This window comes from Achromobacter sp. Marseille-Q4962 (assembly GCF_943737005.1).
Taxonomy (GTDB): Bacteria; Pseudomonadota; Gammaproteobacteria; order Burkholderiales; family Burkholderiaceae_B; genus Achromobacter.
This window is the reverse complement of record NZ_CALSFU010000003.1, coordinates 234,372-251,363: the sequence shown is the minus strand read 5'-3', so window position 1 is coordinate 251,363 and position 16,992 is coordinate 234,372. Positions and strand designations below refer to the sequence as shown.

Sequence of the window (16,992 nt, the reverse complement as noted above, 5' to 3'; positions counted from 1 at the left end):
TGGTGGAACACCCGGCGAGCAGGACGGGCAGGGTTGCGAGTTGCAGTATTCGCCGACAGATGAACATAATCTTCCTTATGGAGACTATGTATCTTACCCACCCTGCATGCCGCTTGCATGAAATGGGCAGTTGGCATCCCGAGAGCCCGCAGAGGCTCGATGCCATTTCCGACCAGCTGCTGGCGAGCGGCCTCATGCCGTACCTGGACGACCGCCAGGCGCCCCAGGCTTCGCGGCATGACCTGCTGCGGGTGCACACTGTCCAGTACCTGGACAGCCTGCGCGAGCACTTGCCCGAGCACGGCTACTACCCCATCGACCCGGACACTCTCATGAACCCCCACACCTACGAGGCCGCGCTCTATGCGGCGGGGGCGGGCGTGGCGGCGGTGGACGCGGTCATGGGCGGGGAGGCGCGCACGGCCTTCTGCGCGGTGCGCCCGCCGGGGCACCACGCCTGCCGCTCGCAGGCCATGGGGTTCTGCTTCCTGAACAATGTGGCGGTGGCCGCCCGCCATGCGCTGGAGTTCCACGGCCTGTCGCGCGTGGCCATCGTGGATTTCGACGTCCACCACGGCAACGGCACCGAAGACGTGTTCGCGGGCGACGAGCGCGTGCTGATGTGCAGCTTCTTCCAGCACCCGTTTTTCCCCAACAGCGGCACCGGGCATCCCGCGCCCAACATGGTCAACGTGCCGGTGCCCGCCTATACCGCCGGCGCGGCGGTGCGCGCCATCGTGGGCGACGCCTGGCTGCCGCGCCTGCACGAGCATCGCCCGGAGCTGATCCTGATCTCGGCCGGCTTCGACGCGCATCGCGAGGACGACATGGGCCAGATGGGGCTGGTGGAGGCGGATTACGCCTGGATCACCGACCAGCTTGTGGAAGTCGCCGAACGCCACTGTCAGGGGCGCATCGTGAGCACGCTGGAGGGCGGTTACAACTTGTCCGCACTCGGCCGCAGCGTGGTCGCTCACGTGCGCTCCCTGGCGAAGCTGTAGAATCAGAAAAATTGTGCGTTGCAATGCCGGCGATTGCCGGGTAATTATTTCAATTGATCATTTCCCTTGGAGGCAGCGGGATGAAGGTATTGGTACCTGTCAAGCGCGTCGTTGACTACAACGTCAAGGTGCGCGTCAAGTCTGACCAGACTGGCGTGGATATCGCCAATGTGAAGATGTCGATGAACCCCTTCGACGAGATCGCGGTGGAAGAAGCGACGCGGCTCAAGGAGAAGGGCACGGCCAGCGAAGTGGTGGCGGTGTCTTGCGGCGTTGCGCAATGCCAGGAGACGCTGCGCACGGCCATGGCGATCGGCGCGGACCGCGGGGTGCTGGTGCAGACCGATGTCGAACTGCAGCCGCTGGCGGTGGCCAAGCTGCTCAAGGCGCTGGTGGACAAGGAGCAGCCGCAGCTGGTGATCCTGGGCAAGCAGGCCATCGACGACGACGCCAACCAGACGGGGCAGATGCTGGCCGCGCTGCTGGGCTGGCCGCAGGCGACGTTTGCCAGCAAGGTGGAAGTGGCCGACGGCAAGGCGACGGTCACGCGCGAGGTGGACGGCGGCCTGGAGACGGTGTCGCTGAAGCTGCCGGCCATCGTCACTACCGACCTGCGGCTGAACGAGCCGCGCTACGTGACGCTGCCCAACATCATGAAGGCCAAGAAGAAGCCGCTGGAGACGGTTGCGCCGGCGGACCTGGGCGTGGATCCCGCGCCCCGGCTGAAGACGCTGAAGGTCACCGAGCCGCCGGCGCGCAAGGCCGGCATCAAGGTGGCCGACGTTGCGGCCCTGGTGGACAAACTCAAGAACGAAGCGAAGGTGCTCTGAAGATGACGACGCTGGTTATTGCCGAACACGACAACGCCCACCTGAAGGGCGCGACCCTGAACACCGTGGCCGCGGCCGCCAAGATCGGCGGCGACGTTCACGTGCTGGTGGCGGGCGCCAATGCACGCGCGGTGGCCGAGCAGGCCGCCAAGATCGCCGGCGTGTCCAAGGTGCTGCTGGCCGATGCGCCGCAGCTGGCCGAGGGCCTGGCCGAGAACGTGGCCGAGCAGGTGCTGGCGGTGGCCTCGGGCTACTCGCACATTCTGTTTGCCGCGACGGCCTCGGGCAAGAACGTTGCGCCGCGCGTGGCCGCCAAGCTGGACGTGGCGCAGGTGTCGGACATCATCGGGGTGGACGCGCCCGACACGTTCCAGCGCCCGATCTACGCGGGCAACGCGATCGCCACGGTGCAGTCGGGCGACGCGGTGAAGGTCATCACGGTGCGCACCACCGGGTTCGACGCGGTGGCCGCCGAGGGCGGCTCGGCGGCGGTCGAGGAAGTGGCGGCGGTGGCCGATTCGGGGCTGTCGTCGTTCGTGGGCCGCGAAGTGGCCAAGAGCGACCGTCCGGAGCTGGCCGGCGCGCGCGTGGTGGTGTCGGGCGGCCGCGGCCTGGGCAGCGCGGAGAATTTCAAGATTCTCGATCCGCTGGCCGACAAGCTGGGCGCGGCGCTGGGCGCTTCGCGCGCGGCGGTGGACGCGGGCTACGCGCCCAACGACTGGCAGGTCGGCCAGACCGGCAAGATCGTCGCGCCGCAGCTGTACGTGGCCGTGGGCATTTCCGGGGCCATCCAGCACCTGGCGGGCATGAAGGATTCCAAGGTCATCGTGGCCATCAACAAGGATCCCGAAGCTCCTATCTTCGGCGTGGCCGATTACGGCCTGGTCGGCGACCTGTTCCAGGTCGTGCCGGAACTCACCAACGCCCTGTAAGCCGGGCAGCCTCGCCCCGCCGGCCCGGCCGGCGGGCGGGCGAGAGACGCGGACGCTTGTCGTCCGCGTTTTTTTTCGTCCGAAGCGCGGAGAACGAAGGCCGGGGCGGCCGTGCTTCGCCTGGGCGGCTATAGCAGCGCGCAGGCCTGCCAGTCGCCTCCCTTAACCAGGCGACGGATTTCGTCCTGGCAGAGCGTCATCACCCGCTCCACTTCCGGACGCAGCGCCTGCGTGGCGCTCGCGCACAAGACCAGGTCGCGCCTGAGCGTTTCGTCGAGCGGGTAGGCGGCAATCATGCCTTCGGCGATCTCGGGCGCCGCCGCCGAATGCGGCAGGATGGTTGCCGCCATGGCCGCCCGGACCGCCGGAATCAGGATTGCGGAGGTACTGGCCTCCGCAAACAGATTGCAGGTGAGGCCTGCCGTCAGGAAGGCATGGTCGAGCCGGGCGCGCAGCGTGTTGGGCAGGCTGGGAAGAATGAGCGGCAGCGCGGCGAAATCGGCAATCGTCAGCCTGCGGCGGCGGGGCAGCGCGACGCTGCGATGGGCGAGCAGAAAGAGGTCTTCGCGCAGGAGCGGCGTGCGCAGCAGGCCTTGCATGGCCTGCTGGTCCGGCGACAGCGAGAAGTCGATGCGCCCCTGCAGCACCAGCTTGGTCAGATCGGCGCTGGGAATGTCGACGATCTCCAGCACCACGGCGCCGAGTTCTTCCCGGACACGGCGCATCAGGGGCAGCGACAGCATGCGCGCGGTGCTGGAGGCCAGCCCGATGGAAACCGTGCCTGTGATCTGGTCGGTGGCTTTCGAGAGCAGGGCGCGGGTGCTGTCGACCTGGCGCAGGATGGTCTGCGCGTGGCGATACAGCAGCAGACCTTCGGCGGTGGGCTGCACGCCTTTTGCGCCGCGTATCAGCAGATGCGCACCCAGCGATTCTTCGAGCAGCGACATCTGCTGACTGAGCGCCGGCTGCGCGACATGCAGGCTTTCGGCGGCGCGCGTCATGTTCTGAAGCTCCACCACCCGCACGAAGTACTTCAGTTGCCGCAGATTCATGGGATAAGAATTTCTTATTGGTTTATCGGAAAATCATATTTTCGGCGCCTGGCGGGCTGTGCCTAGAATGGGTCCAGGAGGAGAAGATCATGGATCAGCCGCTTGCCGGATTGAAGGTGCTGGACCTGACCAGGGCGCTGTCCGGCCCTTTCAGCACCATGATTCTCGGAGACCTGGGCGCCGAAGTCGTCAAGGTGGAACCCATGCCGGCCGGAGAGATGGCCCGGCAGTGGGGACCGTTCGATGAAGATATAAGCGTTTATTATCTTAGCGCCAACCGGAACAAGAAAGGGGTGGGCGTCGACTTTCGCCAGCCGGAAGGCCTGGACCTCGTCCGCAGAATGGCGCTTGCCTCGGACATCGTGGTCGAGAACTTCAAGGTCGGCACGATGGAAAACATGGGACTGGGCTACGCGGCGCTGTCCGCCGAAAAGCCCGGACTCATCATGGCCTCCATTTCGGGTTTCGGCAGCCGCGGGCCGGCCCGCGACTGGGCCGGCTTCGACCAGGTGGCCCAGGGCTATTCCGGATTCATGAGCCTGACCGGTACGCCGGAGTCCGGCCCGATGCGGGTCGGAACCGCCATCGGCGACCTCACGGCCGGCATGTGGCTGACCATCGGCATTCTTGCGGCGGTGGCGCAGCGGGCGCGGACCGGGCGGGGGCAGCATGTGGAAACCTCGCTGCTGGCCAGCCTGGCGGCCCTGCTCAGCGTGCAGGGGCAGCGCTTTCTCAGCAAGGGCGAGGTGCCCGAGCCCTGCGGCAATGTGCATCCGGTCATTGCGCCTTATGGTGCGTTCGAAACCCGCGACGGCCTGCTGAACCTGGCGCCGGCCACCCAGGCCATGTGGGTCAGGCTCTGCGGCATCCTGCAGCTCGAGCACCTGGTGTCCGACCCCCGCTTTCTCACCAATGCAGAGCGCATGCAGCACCGCCACGCGCTCAAGGAAGAGCTGGAACGCGGGCTGCGGCGACGGACGCGCAAGGAATGGACCGCGCTGATGATCGAGGCCGGCATCCCGGCCGGGCCCATCAACACGCTGGCCGACGTGTTCGCGGATCCGCAGGTGCAGGCCTGCGGCCTGGTGCGGTCGTTGCAGCATCCGCGGCTGGGCGAACTGCGCCAGGTCGGCCTGCCGCTGGGCCGCCGCGATGCGGACGAGACGGCGCCGGACGCCGGCCTGGCGCCGCCCGTGTTCGGCCAGCACACGCGCGTCGTGCTCGAGTCCTATGGCTTTGCCCCGCGCGAGATCGAGCGCTGGCTGGATCGGGCGGTGGCCCATCAGGCCGGATTGCCGGAGGCCGCATGAACGCCGCCGGCCTGGCCGTTTCCGAGAGCCCGCAGCTGAGCATCCAGGGGCATATCGCCACCATTACCCTGTCCCGGCCGGCCCACGCCAATCGTCTCAATCCGGACGACCTGGAAACGCTGCGGCGCCACATAACAGTGGTGAACGAGGATCGTGAGGTGCGCGTTCTGCGCTTCCTGGCCCTGGGCAAGTACTTCTGCAGTGGCTATGACATCGGATCGCTGGGGTCGGATACGGTGCCCAGCTCCACATTCTTCGGCGAAACCATGGATGAGGTGGAAGCCTTGCGGCCGGTAACCATCGCCGTGGTGCAGGGGGGCGTCTATGGCGGCGGCACCGACCTGTGCCTGGCCTGCGATTTCCGCATCGGCACGCCGCAGGCCGACATGTTCATGCCTGCGACGCGGCTGGGGCTGCACTTCTATGCGGGCGGGCTGTCGCGCTACGTATCCAGGCTCGGGCTGGACCAGGCCAAGCGGCTTTTCCTGACGGCCGAGAGGCTGGATGCGGCGGAAATGCTGCGCATCGGCTTCCTGACCGAGCTGGTATCCCGGCAACAGCTGGCGGATCGCATGCAGGCGCTGTCGGCGCAGCTGGCGGCCATGGCGCCGCTGCCGCTGGAGGGCGTGAAGAAGCATCTCAACCTGATCGCGCGCGGGCGGTTGAATGCCGACGAAATCGCACAAGCCGTGCTGCGTTCGGAGCGCTCGCAGGACTTGGCCGAGGGCGCGCGCGCCTGGAAGGAAAAGCGGCCTGCGCGATTCACCGGCGCCTGAGGCGCCGGCACACACAAGACAGAGAACAAGGCGCACGGCGCCATTCCATCCCAAAGGAGAGACTCATGCAGATTGCTCGAGCTTTGCGCGTCGCCGCGGTGGCGCTGGCCGTGGCGGGCGCCACCGCGGCCGGACAGGCGGCGGCTGGCGACGCCTATCCGGCCAAGCCTATTACGCTGGTGATCGGCTTTCCTCCCGGCGGCGGCGCAGATCAGGTGGGCCGCGTTTATGCCAATGCGTTGTCCAAGCGGCTGGGCCAGCCCGTCATCGTGGAAAACCGCCCCGGCGCCGGCTCTACGATAGGCGCCAGTCACGCGGCGCGCGCGCAGCCCGACGGCTATACGCTGTTCCTGGGCAACTCCAGTGTGATGGGCAGCGACGGCGTGCTGTACAAGGTGGACTACAGCGCCGAAAGCTTCACGCCGGTCGCCCAGCTGACGACCGGGCCCATGGTGCTGATCGCCAATGCGCGGCTGGGCATCAAGAGCGTGCAGGACCTGATCGATCGGGCGCGGCGCAAGGCGGGCGCGATCAACGTGGCTTCGTCGGGTAACGGCGTCATCACCCATCTGGCCGCCGTCGAATTCATGAAGCTCGCCCACGTGCAGTTCATGCACATTCCCTTCAAGGGAGGAGCGGCCGCGGCCCAATCGGTGGCGGCCGGCGACACGGATATTTCGTTTGCGACCGCGCCGTCGGCCAAGGCGGTGATCGATACCGGCAAGGTCGTGGCACTGGCGGTGACGTCGGCCGAGCCGTCGCGCCTGCTTCCCTATCCGCCCATCGCCCGGACCGTGCCCGGCTACGATCTTTCGAACTGGTGGGGAATCTTTGTCCCCAAGGGAACGCCGGACGCCGTGGTGGATGTGCTCTTCAAGGCCAGCAATGAGGTGCTCGCGCAGGAGGACGTGCGCGCGGGCCTGGCGTCGGGCTATGAGGAGGCCACGCCGTCGCAGTCGATCGCGGCGTTCGATGCGTTTGCCCGCAAGGAAGGCGCAAAGGGTTTGAGCCTGGCGCGGGAGAGCACGAAGACGGTCAACTGAGTGCGGTCCCGGATAGCGATATTGCATAAGGTTATATGTCTTGCGTATTTCCCGCGTAGCGGTTTTGATGGAAGAATCATGTCGAATGGCCTTGGCGGCCGCCGGCACGATGCCGGATGATCCGGCGCTTTGGCGCCGGACCCGTTTCCCTACCGAACCCGCATTGCAGGAGACATCATGAGTCATCTACGCCTGGGCGATACCGCCCCCGATTTCGAACAGGAGTCCTCGATCGGTCCCATCCGCTTTCATGAGTACCTGGGTAATAGCTGGGGCGTGCTGTTCTCGCATCCGGCCGATTTCACGCCGGTCTGCACGACGGAGCTGGGTTACACGGCCAAGCTGGCCGACGAATTCGCCAAACGCAACGTGAAGGTGCTGGCGCTGTCGGTGGACGACGTGGATTCGCACACCAAGTGGATCGACGACATCAACGACACGCAGTCGACCCGGGTCAATTTCCCGATCATCGCGGACAAGGACCGCAAGGTGTCCGAGCTCTACGACATGATCCATCCCAACGCCAACGCCACGCTCACGGTGCGTTCGGTGTTCATTGTGGACCCGAACAAGAAAGTGCGGCTCATCATCACGTATCCGGCCAGCACTGGCCGCAACTTCGACGAGATCCTGCGCGTGATCGATTCGCTGCAGCTCACCGACAGCCACAGCGTGGCCACGCCGGTCAACTGGAAGGACGGCGACGACGTGATCATCGTGCCTTCGCTGCAGGACGAGGCCGTCATCAAAGAAAAATTCCCCAAGGGCTACAAGGCAGTGCGCCCCTATCTGCGCATCACGCCGCAGCCGAACAAGTAAGAAGCAGGCAAGTCGGCGCGCATGCGCCGGCGCAGACGGCCGGGCCTTCCTCGCGAAGGTCCGGCTTTTTTGTCGCCGGGCCGCCCCAAGACAAAAAGCGCCCCCTCGGGGGGGCAGCAAGCCCGCGCAGCGGGCGCGGCAGCGGGTTTTCCGGGCGCATATGCCTTGAAGCCATGAGCAATCAAAAAATGATTCGTTCCGTTCATCTGCGAGCGCCCGCAAACTAGCTCCCATCTTCTAAACGAGAAAGGGAGTCCGGGATGTTGTTCAAGCGAGCAGGCTGGCGTGGCGCGCTGGCGGCTGCGGCACTGGCTTTCGCCGCGGCCGGGGCCGCGCAGGCCGGGCAGAAGCAGACGCTGCTGAATGTTTCCTACGATCCGACGCGCGAACTCTACCGCGCCCTCGACGAGGCTTTCGTCAAGCAGTACCGCGATAAGGCGGGCGTGGATCTCACGATACGCCAGTCGCACGGGGGCTCGGGCCGCCAGGCGCGGTCGGTCATCGACGGGCTGGACGCCGACGTGGTGACGCTGGCGCTGGCCTACGACATCGACGCCATCGCCGACCGGGGGCTGCTGCCGCAGAACTGGCAGGCGCGCCTGCCGCACAACAGCTCGCCGTACACCTCCACCATCGTCTTCCTGGTCCGCAAGGGCAATCCCAAGCACATCAAGGACTGGGACGACCTGGTCAAGGACGGCGTGCAGGTCATCACCCCCAATCCCAAGACCTCGGGCGGGGCGCGCTGGAACTACCTGGCGGCCTGGGCGTATGCGCTGGAGAAGAACGGCGGCAGCGAGGACAAGGCGCGCGCCTTCCTGGCCGAGTTGTTCAAGCACGTGCCGGTGCTCGACACGGGCGCCCGCGGCGCCACCACCACTTTCGTGGAGCGCGGCGTGGGCGACGTGCTTCTGGCCTGGGAAAACGAGGCGTTTCTCGCGCTCGAGGAGCTGGGGCCGGACAAGTTCGATATCGTGGTGCCGTCGCTGTCCATCCTGGCCGAGCCGCCGGTGGCCGTGGTGGACAAGGTGGTGGACAAGAAGGGCACGCGCGCGGCCGCCCAGGCCTACCTGGAATTCCTCTACACGCCCGCGGCCCAGGAAATCATCGCCCAGAACTATTACCGTCCGATCGACAAGGGAGTCGCCGCCAAATACGCGCAGAAATTCCCGGAGCTCAAGCTGGTGACGATCGATGACGCGATCTTCGGCGGATGGCGCAAGGCGCAGAAGACCCACTTCAGCGACGGCGGCACGTTCGACCAGATCTACCAGCCGCAGCGGCGTTGAAGACGGCCATGGCGAATGTCTTTTCCCTGCCGGCGGCGACGCGGCGGATCCGGGCGGGCGTGCTGCCCGGATTCGGCCTGTCGCTGGGCTACTCGGTCCTGTACCTGAGCCTGCTGGTGCTGATCCCGCTGGCCGCGCTGCCCATCAAGAGCGCCAGCCTGGGATTGCAAGGGTTCTGGGAGGCGGCGACCGCGCCGCGAGTGCTGGCCTCCTACAAGCTGACGTTCGGCGCGGCCCTGCTGGCGGCGCTGGTCAATCTGGTGTTCGGCAGCGTGGTGGCCTGGGTGCTGGTGCGCTACCGCTTCCCGGGCAAGAAGATCGTGGACGCGCTGGTGGACCTGCCGTTCGCCCTGCCGACCGCGGTGGCCGGCATCGCCCTGGCCGCGCTGTATTCGGAGAAGGGATGGCTGGGCGCGCCGCTGGCGCGCCTCTTCGACCTCAAGGTCGCCTATACCCCGCTGGGCATCGTGGTCGCACTGATCTTCATCGGCGTGCCGTTCGTCGTGCGCACCGTGCAGCCGGTGCTCGAAGACGTGGAGCGCGAGATCGAGGAAGCGGCCGCCAGCCTGGGCGCGGACCGCTGGCAGACCATCCGCCGCGTGCTCCTGCCGGCGGTGGCGCCCGCCATGCTGACCGGCTTCGCCCTGTCCTTCGCCCGCGCGGTGGGCGAGTACGGTTCGGTGGTGTTCATCGCGGGCAACATGCCCATGGTGTCCGAGATCACGCCGCTGCTCATCATCGCCAAGCTGGAGCAGTTCGACTACGCGGGCGCCGCGGCCATCGCCACGGTCATGCTCGCGCTGTCGTTCGCGCTGTTGTTCGTCATCAATCTGCTGCAGGGCTGGCAGGCCCGGCGCGGCCTGGGGAGGCTGGCATGAGCGTCGTCGATCGTCCCGCCCACCTGACCGAGCCGCGCTGGGTGCGCGGCGCGCTGCTGGGCGTGGCCCTGGCGTTCCTGGCGCTGTTCCTGCTCGTGCCGCTGGCCGCCGTGTTCACCGAAGCCCTGCGCAAAGGCTGGGATCTCTATCTGGCCGCCATCGTGGAGCCCGACGCGCTGGCCGCCATACGCCTCACGCTGCTGGTCGCCGCGATCGCCTTGCCCCTGAACCTGGTGTTCGGGGTGGCCGCGGCCTGGGCCATTACGCGCTTCCAGTTCCGGGGCAAGCAGTTTCTCATCACCCTGATCGATCTGCCGTTTTCGGTGTCGCCGGTGGTGGCCGGCCTGGTGTTCGTGCTGCTGTTCGGCACGCAGGGCTGGTTCGGCGGCTGGCTGCAGGCGCACGACCTGAAGATCGTCTATGCGGTGCCCGGCATTGTCATCGCCACGCTGTTTGTCACGTTTCCGTTCGTGGCGCGCGAGCTGATCCCGCTCATGCAGGCGCAGGGCAGCGAAGAAGAGCAGGCCGCGCTGACGCTGGGCGCGAGCGGCTGGCAGATCTTCTGGCGCGTGACGCTGCCCAACATCAAGTGGGGACTGCTGTACGGCGCCATTTTGTGCAATGCCCGCGCCATGGGCGAATTCGGCGCGGTGTCGGTGGTGTCGGGCCAGATACGCGGTCTGACCAACACCATGACCCTGCACGTGGAGATTCTCTACAACGAGTACCAGTACGCGGCCGCGTTCGCGGTGGCGTCGCTGCTGGCCCTGCTGGCGCTGGTGACGCTGGTGGCCAAGAACGTGGTCGAGTGGCGCAATGCCCGGGCGCGCCAGGACGAGCCCGTGCCGCTGGAGCGGCCCGCGCCCGCGCCGACGCGCCCGGCCCTGGCCTGACGACCCTAGGCGGAGATTGAATATGAGCATAGAAGTTCGCAACCTGTCCAAGCGCTTCGGCGCGTTCCGGGCGCTGGACGACGTATCCCTGCACATCGAAACGGGCGAGCTGGTCGCCCTGCTGGGGCCCTCCGGCTGTGGCAAGACGACGCTGCTGCGCATCATCGCCGGCCTGGAATCGGCGGATTCGGGCAGCGTGCTGTTCGCGGGCGAGGACGCCACCGCGGTGGACGTGCGCCAGCGCCAGGTGGGCTTCGTCTTCCAGCATTACGCGCTCTTCAAGCACATGACGGTGTTCGAGAACGTGGCTTTCGGCCTGCGCGTCAAGCACCGGTCGCAGCGTCCTTCCGAAACCGAAATCCGGCGCAAGGTGCACGAGTTGCTGAACCTGGTGCAGCTCGACTGGCTGGCCGACCGCTATCCCGCCCAGCTTTCGGGCGGACAGCGCCAGCGCATCGCGCTGGCGCGCGCGCTGGCCGTGGAGCCCCGGGTGCTGCTGCTGGACGAGCCTTTCGGGGCGCTCGACGCCAAGGTGCGCAAGGAGCTGCGGCGCTGGCTGCGGCGCCTGCACGACGAGCTGCACGTGGCCAGCGTCTTCGTGACGCACGACCAGGAAGAGGCGCTCGAAGTGTCCGACCGCGTCGTGCTCATGAATGCCGGGCGCATCGAGCAGGTCGGCACGCCGCGCGAGGTGTGGGAAGCGCCGGCCACCCCGTTCGTGTATGGATTCCTGGGCGATGTGAACCAGCTCGCGGGCACGGCGCGCGCAGGCGTCTGGGAAGGCGCCGGGCTGTCGCTGCCCGCGCCGGGGCTGGCGCAGGACGAGCCGCTGGGTGCGACCGCCTACGTCAGGCCGCACGACTTCGAAGTGCAGCGCTGGCGCGCGGACGGCGAAGGTATTCCGGTGCGCCTGTCACATGCCTACCTGGCCGGGCCCAGTGCCTTCCTGGAATTGGTGCGGGAAGACGCCGGCGCGCTCATCGAGGCCGAAGTGCCGCAGGCGGTGTACCGCGAGCTCGACCTGCGCCAGGGCGACCCGCTGCTGGCGCGGCCGCGGCACGCGCGCATTTTCGCGGTGCAGCCATGAGCCGGCCGGATCTCTCGGGGCACGCATCTGCGGGCGCTCCCTCGGGCGCGGCCGCCGCCGGGCTTCCCAGCGGCGCGGCGCAGCGCTGGACGCGGCTGCTCGCCAGCCTGCGCGGCATTAGCGAGCGGCATCCCGACGCCGCGCTGGCTTCCTCGCTGGCGGCCGAGGACATGGTGCTCACCCATGCCATTTTCGATGCGGGCCTCGATCTGCAGGTGTTCACGCTGGACACGGGCCGCCTGCATGCGGAAACCCTGGGGGTGCTGGATGCCGTGCGCGCGCGCTACGGGCGGGAAATCACCGTGTACCGGCCGGACGCCGCGGCCGTGCAGGCGCACGTCGCGGCGCACGGCGCCTATGCGTTTTACGAAAGCGTCGAATTGCGCAAAGCCTGTTGCCAGATCCGCAAGGTCGAGCCGCTGCGCCGCGCGCTGGCCGGGCGCGGGGCGTGGATCACCGGGCAGCGGCGCGCCCAGTCCGCCACGCGCGGCGAACTGGCCCTGGAGGAAGACGACCCGGTGTTCGGCCTGCGCAAGTTCAATCCGCTGGCCGAGTGGAGCGAAGACGAAGTCTGGACTGTGATCCGCGGCCTGGGCATTCCCTACAACCCGCTGCATGACCAGGGCTATCCGTCCATCGGCTGCGAACCCTGTACCCGCGCCATCCGCCCGGGCGAGGACGTGCGGGCCGGGCGCTGGTGGTGGGAATCGTCGGATTCCAAGGAATGCGGCCTGCATGCGGGCAACCGGGTCATTTCCATTGCGCCGGCCGCTTGAGCGTCCGCGAAATCCATTCTGTATCGGGAGAGTATCCATTATGTCAGCCGTGCTCCAACGCAGCCATCTCGATTGGCTGGAATCGGAAGCGATCTTCATTCTGCGGGAGGTCGCGGCCGAATGCGCCCGCCCCGTGCTCCTGTTCTCGGGGGGCAAGGATTCGGTCGTGCTGCTGAGGCTGGCCGAGAAGGCATTCCGCCCCGGCCGGTTTCCGTTTCCGCTCATGCACATCGACACCGGCCACAACTTCGACGAGGTCATCGAATTCCGCGACCGGCGCGCGGCCGAACTGGGCGAAACCCTCATCGTGCGCAGCGTCGAAGATTCGATCCGGCGCGGCAGCGTGGTGCTGCGGCGGGAAACCGATTCGCGCAATGCCGCCCAGGCCGTGACGCTGCTGGAGGCCATCGAGGAATTCGGCTTCGACGCGTGTATCGGCGGCGCGCGCCGAGACGAGGAAAAGGCCCGCGCCAAAGAGCGCATCTTTTCCTTCCGCGACGAGTTCGGCCAGTGGGATCCCAAGGCCCAGCGGCCGGAGCTCTGGAATCTCTACAACACGCGCGTGCATCCCGGCGAGAACATGCGGGTGTTCCCGATCTCGAACTGGACCGAGCTGGACGTATGGCAGTACATCCAGCGCGAAGGGCTCTCGCTGCCTTCCATCTATTACAGCCACGAGCGCGAGGTGGTGCGGCGCAAGGGCCTGCTGGTTCCGGTGACCCGGCTGACGCCGCCGCAGGAAGGCGAGCAGGTCGAGCGCCTGCCGGTGCGCTTTCGCACCGTGGGCGATATTTCCTGCACCTGCCCGGTGGCCTCGGAGGCCGCCGACGCGGCGGCCATCATCGCCGAGACGGCGGTCACCGACATCACCGAACGCGGCGCCACGCGCATGGACGACCAGACCTCCGAGGCGTCCATGGAGCGCCGCAAGAAGGAAGGCTATTTCTGATCGAGCATCGCGCCGGCCCGCCGGCAAGGACACACGCACATGAACGCAATCAACGACTCTTTCCTCTCCGGCGCCGACGCCGGCGTGCTGCGCCTGATTACGGCGGGTTCGGTGGACGACGGCAAGTCCACCCTCATCGGCCGGCTGCTCTATGACAGCAAGGGCGTCTTCGCCGACCAGCTGGCCGCGATCTCGCGCGCCAAGCACAAGCGCGTGGCGGGCGACGGCATCGACCTCTCGCTGCTGACCGACGGGCTGGAGGCCGAGCGCGAGCAGGGCATCACCATCGATGTGGCCTACCGCTACTTTTCCACGCCGGCGCGCAAGTTCATCATCGCCGACGCGCCGGGGCACGAGCAGTACACGCGCAACATGGTGACGGGCGCGTCCACCGCCGATGCGGCCATCATTCTCATCGACGCCACGCGCGCGGCCAGCGGCGAGCTGCTGCCGCAGACGAAGCGGCACAGCGCCATCGCCCAGCTGCTCGGCATCCGCCACATCGTGGTGGCGGTCAACAAGATGGACCTGGTGGACTGGGACCGCGAGGTGTTCGCGCGCATCGAAGCGGCCTACGGCAGGCTGGCCGCCAAGCTGGGCATCGCGCATTTTCACGCGCTGCCGCTGTCCGCGCTCAATGGCGACAACGTGGTGACGCCTTCGGCCCGCACACCCTGGTACACGGGGGAGCCGCTGCTGACGCTGCTGGAGTCGCTCGACCTGGCGTCCGACGGGCGTGGGCTGCCGCTGCGCTTTCCGGTGCAGTGGGTAGCGCGCCACGGCGGCGACAGCAAGGACGATTTCCGGGGCTACGCCGGGCGCGTGGCCAGCGGCGTGCTGCGACCGGGCGACGAGATCGTCGTGCAGCCCGCAGGCACCGCCGCGGTGGTGCGCGAGCTGCGCGCCTTCGACCGCGCGCTCGACGAGGCGGTGGCGGGTGATTCGGTGACCCTGGTGCTGGACCGCGACGTGGACGTCTCCCGCGGCGACATCATCTCGCATGCGCAGGCCCCCGCGCGCGTGACGCGCGAGTTCGACGCGGAGTTGTGCTGGCTCGACGCGCAGCCCTTGAATCCTTCGCGCCGCTATCTGCTCAAGCATGGCACGCGGCTCACGTCGGCGCGGGTGCGCGCCGTGCACGCGGTGCGCGACATCCATGAGCTGGAGGAAGTGGCGCGGGCCGACGCGGCGCTCAACATGAACGACATCGGCCGTGTGACATTGGCCACGCGCGAGGCGCTGCCGGCCGACCGCTACGACGACGTTCCGGCCACCGGCGCGTTCATTCTCATCGACGAGGCCACGCACCAGACGGCGGCGGCTGGCATGCTGCGCTGAGCCCGCCGGGGCAGGCGGGAAAACGCGCGCCGAGGGCTGTTGTTTTTCTGCCAAACCGTTATCTGGCGCGGCTTGCAGGGCGATATCGCCTGGTGAAATCGATTTGTCCAGACGGCGTTTGCGTCTTGCGGTAAAGTGGGACTGCCTTACGAAAAGGGTTTAGGCGCTTGCCAAAACTACTGTGTTTTTGTACAGTAGTTTCCATGGCACGCACTGATCATTCTTTTCTCGCCGGTTCTGGGTCCCCGGCTGCCGCCCCCGCCGCCTTGCGCGGTCGGGGTGCGGTTACTAATGTGCGGCATCGCTTCGAGCGCGATGAGCGCGTGCCGGTCGACGACGGCTGGTCAGCCACGGATCTTCCTCCCGACTTCGTTGATTCCGCCCCCGATTTTGTGCCGAACCCACGGGCAGAGCCTGCCCCGGTTCCAGGCGGCGCGCCGGTCATTCCCATCCGGGCCGAGTCCGGGGCCGCGCCGCAAACCACGGTCACGCCCGAGGCGGCGCGCAAGATGCTCTCGCGCAACGATTCGCCCGACATTCCCTTCGAGCTGGCGGTCAATCCCTACCGGGGCTGCGAGCATGGCTGCGTCTACTGCTACGCACGGCCTACCCATGCCTACCTGGGCTATTCGCCCGGGCTCGATTTCGAAACCCGGCTCATCGCCAAAAGCAATGCCGTGCCCGCGCTGCGGGCCGAACTGGCCCGGCCGGGCTACCGCGTGTCGCCCATCAACATCGGATCGGCCACCGATCCCTACCAGCCCATCGAGCGCGAATGGCGGCTCACCCGCGGCCTGCTCGAGCTCATGCTCGAAACCCGGCATCCGCTCAGCATCGTCACCAAGAACGCCCTGGTCGCCCGCGACCTGGATCTGCTCGTTCCCCTGGCGCAGCAGAACCTGGCGGCGGTCTACATGAGCATCACCACCCTCGACGCCGACATGGCCCGCACCCTGGAACCGCGCGCCTCCGCGCCCTGGCGCAGGCTCGAGGCCGTGCGCCGCCTCGCCCAGGCCGGCGTGCCGGTAGGCGTGCTGGTGGCGCCCATCATTCCCTTCATCAACGATGAATCCCTCGAACACATTCTCCAGCAAGCCCAGGCGGCGGGCGCGCACTATGCCAGCTACACCGTGTTGCGGCTGCCCTGGGAAGTGAAAACCCTGTTCGAGGACTGGCTGCTCGCCCATTTCCCCGACCGCGCCCAGCGCGTGCTGCATCGGGTTGAAGACCTGCGCAACGGGCGTCGCAACGACCCCAATTTCGGCTCGCGCATGCGCGGCACCGGCATCTGGGCCGATCTGCTGCGCCAGCGGTTTGCCGTCGCCGCCCGCAAGGCGGGGCTGAACCGCCAGCGCCTCACGCTGGATTGCCATCGTTTCATCCGGCCCGTGCCGGAACGGCCTGCCGTTCCCGTCGGGCGCAAACCGGGAGGCCACGCCGTGCCGGCCGGGCAGCTGTCGCTGTTCGAGCCGCCGCCGCTTTCGGCCCCCCCTTCGCTGTCCGACCCCTTGCGGCCTGTCCGCGCCAAGGAGCCCATCGCATGAGCACCGCCATCAGCACCGACCTCAGCACTGCCGTCAACGGCACTTTCACCAACGAGCCGGGCCGTGTCCTGGGCGCCGCGCTGAGCCCGGCCGGGCTCAGCGTGCGCGCCGCCTGCCGCAAGCTGGCCAGGCTGGCCATTCCGGGCGCGCGCAAATCTTCGCAGCCGGCGGCGCAGGCCCCGGTGTCGCCCAGCCTGGCTGCGGGGCTGCCCGCGCGCTGGCCGTTCCCCCCGGCGCCATCGGCGGACACGCTGCAATCGCCGGCGGCACGGCCGGCTTCGCCCGTGGGCGGGTTGCGGGCGGGCAAGCCGCGGGCCGCCGAAGAGCGCGGCCTGGACGCCGCCGCCGTGCAGCCGGTGTCCCATGGGCTCACCACGCGGCAGATCGTCGCCGACATCGCCATGGTGCTGGCCTGGGGCGCCATGATTCCCGCGCTGATGTGGCTGGGCGCGGCGGCCGGCTTCTAGGACGCGCC

General features: G+C 67.7%; 17 protein-coding genes. 16 read left to right on the top strand and 1 reads right to left on the bottom strand.

All coding sequences use genetic code 11. From position 1 onward, the window contains the following. Positions 1-77: 77 nt before the first annotated feature. The 3 genes from NGJ44_RS04135 (at position 78) to NGJ44_RS04125 (ending at position 2,763) form a co-directional block, all read left to right on the top strand. Complete coding sequence (locus tag NGJ44_RS04135) at positions 78-1,001, top strand: histone deacetylase family protein (protein ID WP_082308388.1); 924 nt, start codon at positions 78-80, stop codon at positions 999-1,001. Positions 1,002-1,081: 80 nt separating this feature from the next. After that, entirely contained in the window at positions 1,082-1,831 is a 750-nt protein-coding gene (locus NGJ44_RS04130; protein WP_053245444.1) for an electron transfer flavoprotein subunit beta/FixA family protein, read from the top strand. A 2-nt stretch (positions 1,832-1,833) separates the two neighbouring features. Beyond that, on the top strand, positions 1,834-2,763 hold the full coding sequence (locus NGJ44_RS04125; RefSeq protein WP_251863175.1) for an electron transfer flavoprotein subunit alpha/FixB family protein: 930 nt from the start codon (positions 1,834-1,836) through the stop codon (positions 2,761-2,763). 128 nt (positions 2,764-2,891) lie between these two features. Here the strand turns inward: NGJ44_RS04125 and NGJ44_RS04120 are convergent, their stop codons facing one another. Beyond that, positions 2,892-3,815 (bottom strand): LysR substrate-binding domain-containing protein, encoded by a 924-nt coding sequence (locus NGJ44_RS04120; protein ID WP_053245445.1) that lies wholly within the window; start codon positions 3,813-3,815, stop codon positions 2,892-2,894. A gap of 89 nt (positions 3,816-3,904) precedes the next feature. Here NGJ44_RS04120 and NGJ44_RS04115 point away from each other — a divergent pair, with 89 nt between their 5' ends. The 13 genes from NGJ44_RS04115 (at position 3,905) to NGJ44_RS04055 (ending at position 16,984) form a co-directional block, all read left to right on the top strand. After that, complete coding sequence (locus tag NGJ44_RS04115) at positions 3,905-5,125, top strand: CaiB/BaiF CoA transferase family protein (protein WP_251863174.1); 1,221 nt, start codon at positions 3,905-3,907, stop codon at positions 5,123-5,125. Continuing rightward, positions 5,122-5,901 (top strand): enoyl-CoA hydratase/isomerase family protein, encoded by a 780-nt coding sequence (locus NGJ44_RS04110; protein WP_251863173.1) that lies wholly within the window; start codon positions 5,122-5,124, stop codon positions 5,899-5,901. The genes NGJ44_RS04115 and NGJ44_RS04110 overlap by 4 nt, the downstream gene beginning before the upstream one ends. Before the next feature lie 65 nt (positions 5,902-5,966). Continuing rightward, complete coding sequence (locus NGJ44_RS04105) at positions 5,967-6,944, top strand: tripartite tricarboxylate transporter substrate-binding protein (protein WP_053245447.1); 978 nt, start codon at positions 5,967-5,969, stop codon at positions 6,942-6,944. A 177-nt stretch (positions 6,945-7,121) separates the two neighbouring features. Next, the gene (locus tag NGJ44_RS04100) at positions 7,122-7,763 is read left to right on the top strand and encodes a peroxiredoxin (protein WP_053245448.1); all 642 of its coding nucleotides are present in this window, start codon (positions 7,122-7,124) and stop codon (positions 7,761-7,763) included. Between the two features lie 260 nt (positions 7,764-8,023). Next, positions 8,024-9,052 carry a sulfate ABC transporter substrate-binding protein gene (locus tag NGJ44_RS04095; protein ID WP_053245449.1) on the top strand — a complete coding sequence of 343 codons (1,029 nt, stop codon included), beginning with the start codon at positions 8,024-8,026 and terminating at the stop codon, positions 9,050-9,052. A gap of 8 nt (positions 9,053-9,060) precedes the next feature. After that, the gene (gene cysT, locus NGJ44_RS04090) at positions 9,061-9,930 is read left to right on the top strand and encodes a sulfate ABC transporter permease subunit CysT (protein ID WP_053245450.1); all 870 of its coding nucleotides are present in this window, start codon (positions 9,061-9,063) and stop codon (positions 9,928-9,930) included. Next, positions 9,927-10,823: a sulfate ABC transporter permease subunit CysW gene (cysW, locus tag NGJ44_RS04085; RefSeq protein WP_053245451.1), complete on the top strand. Its 897-nt coding sequence runs from the start codon at positions 9,927-9,929 to the stop codon at positions 10,821-10,823. Before cysT ends, cysW begins: the two co-directional genes overlap by 4 nt. Positions 10,824-10,845: 22 nt before the next feature. Next, complete coding sequence (locus NGJ44_RS04080) at positions 10,846-11,910, top strand: sulfate/molybdate ABC transporter ATP-binding protein (RefSeq protein WP_251863172.1); 1,065 nt, start codon at positions 10,846-10,848, stop codon at positions 11,908-11,910. Beyond that, positions 11,907-12,686 (top strand): phosphoadenylyl-sulfate reductase, encoded by a 780-nt coding sequence (locus tag NGJ44_RS04075; protein WP_251863171.1) that lies wholly within the window; start codon positions 11,907-11,909, stop codon positions 12,684-12,686. Before NGJ44_RS04080 ends, NGJ44_RS04075 begins: the two co-directional genes overlap by 4 nt. A 40-nt stretch (positions 12,687-12,726) precedes the next feature. Next, positions 12,727-13,635 carry a sulfate adenylyltransferase subunit CysD gene (gene cysD, locus NGJ44_RS04070; RefSeq protein ID WP_053245827.1) on the top strand — a complete coding sequence of 303 codons (909 nt, stop codon included), beginning with the start codon at positions 12,727-12,729 and terminating at the stop codon, positions 13,633-13,635. A gap of 39 nt (positions 13,636-13,674) precedes the next feature. After that, entirely contained in the window at positions 13,675-14,973 is a 1,299-nt protein-coding gene (locus tag NGJ44_RS04065; RefSeq protein WP_053245826.1) for a sulfate adenylyltransferase subunit 1, read from the top strand. Between the two features lie 203 nt (positions 14,974-15,176). Further along, positions 15,177-16,517, top strand: coding sequence for a PA0069 family radical SAM protein (locus tag NGJ44_RS04060; protein WP_251863170.1), 1,341 nt, complete (start codon positions 15,177-15,179; stop codon positions 16,515-16,517). Further along, positions 16,514-16,984: a hypothetical protein gene (locus tag NGJ44_RS04055; protein WP_251863169.1), complete on the top strand. Its 471-nt coding sequence runs from the start codon at positions 16,514-16,516 to the stop codon at positions 16,982-16,984. The genes NGJ44_RS04060 and NGJ44_RS04055 overlap by 4 nt, the downstream gene beginning before the upstream one ends. Positions 16,985-16,992 lie beyond the last annotated feature (8 nt).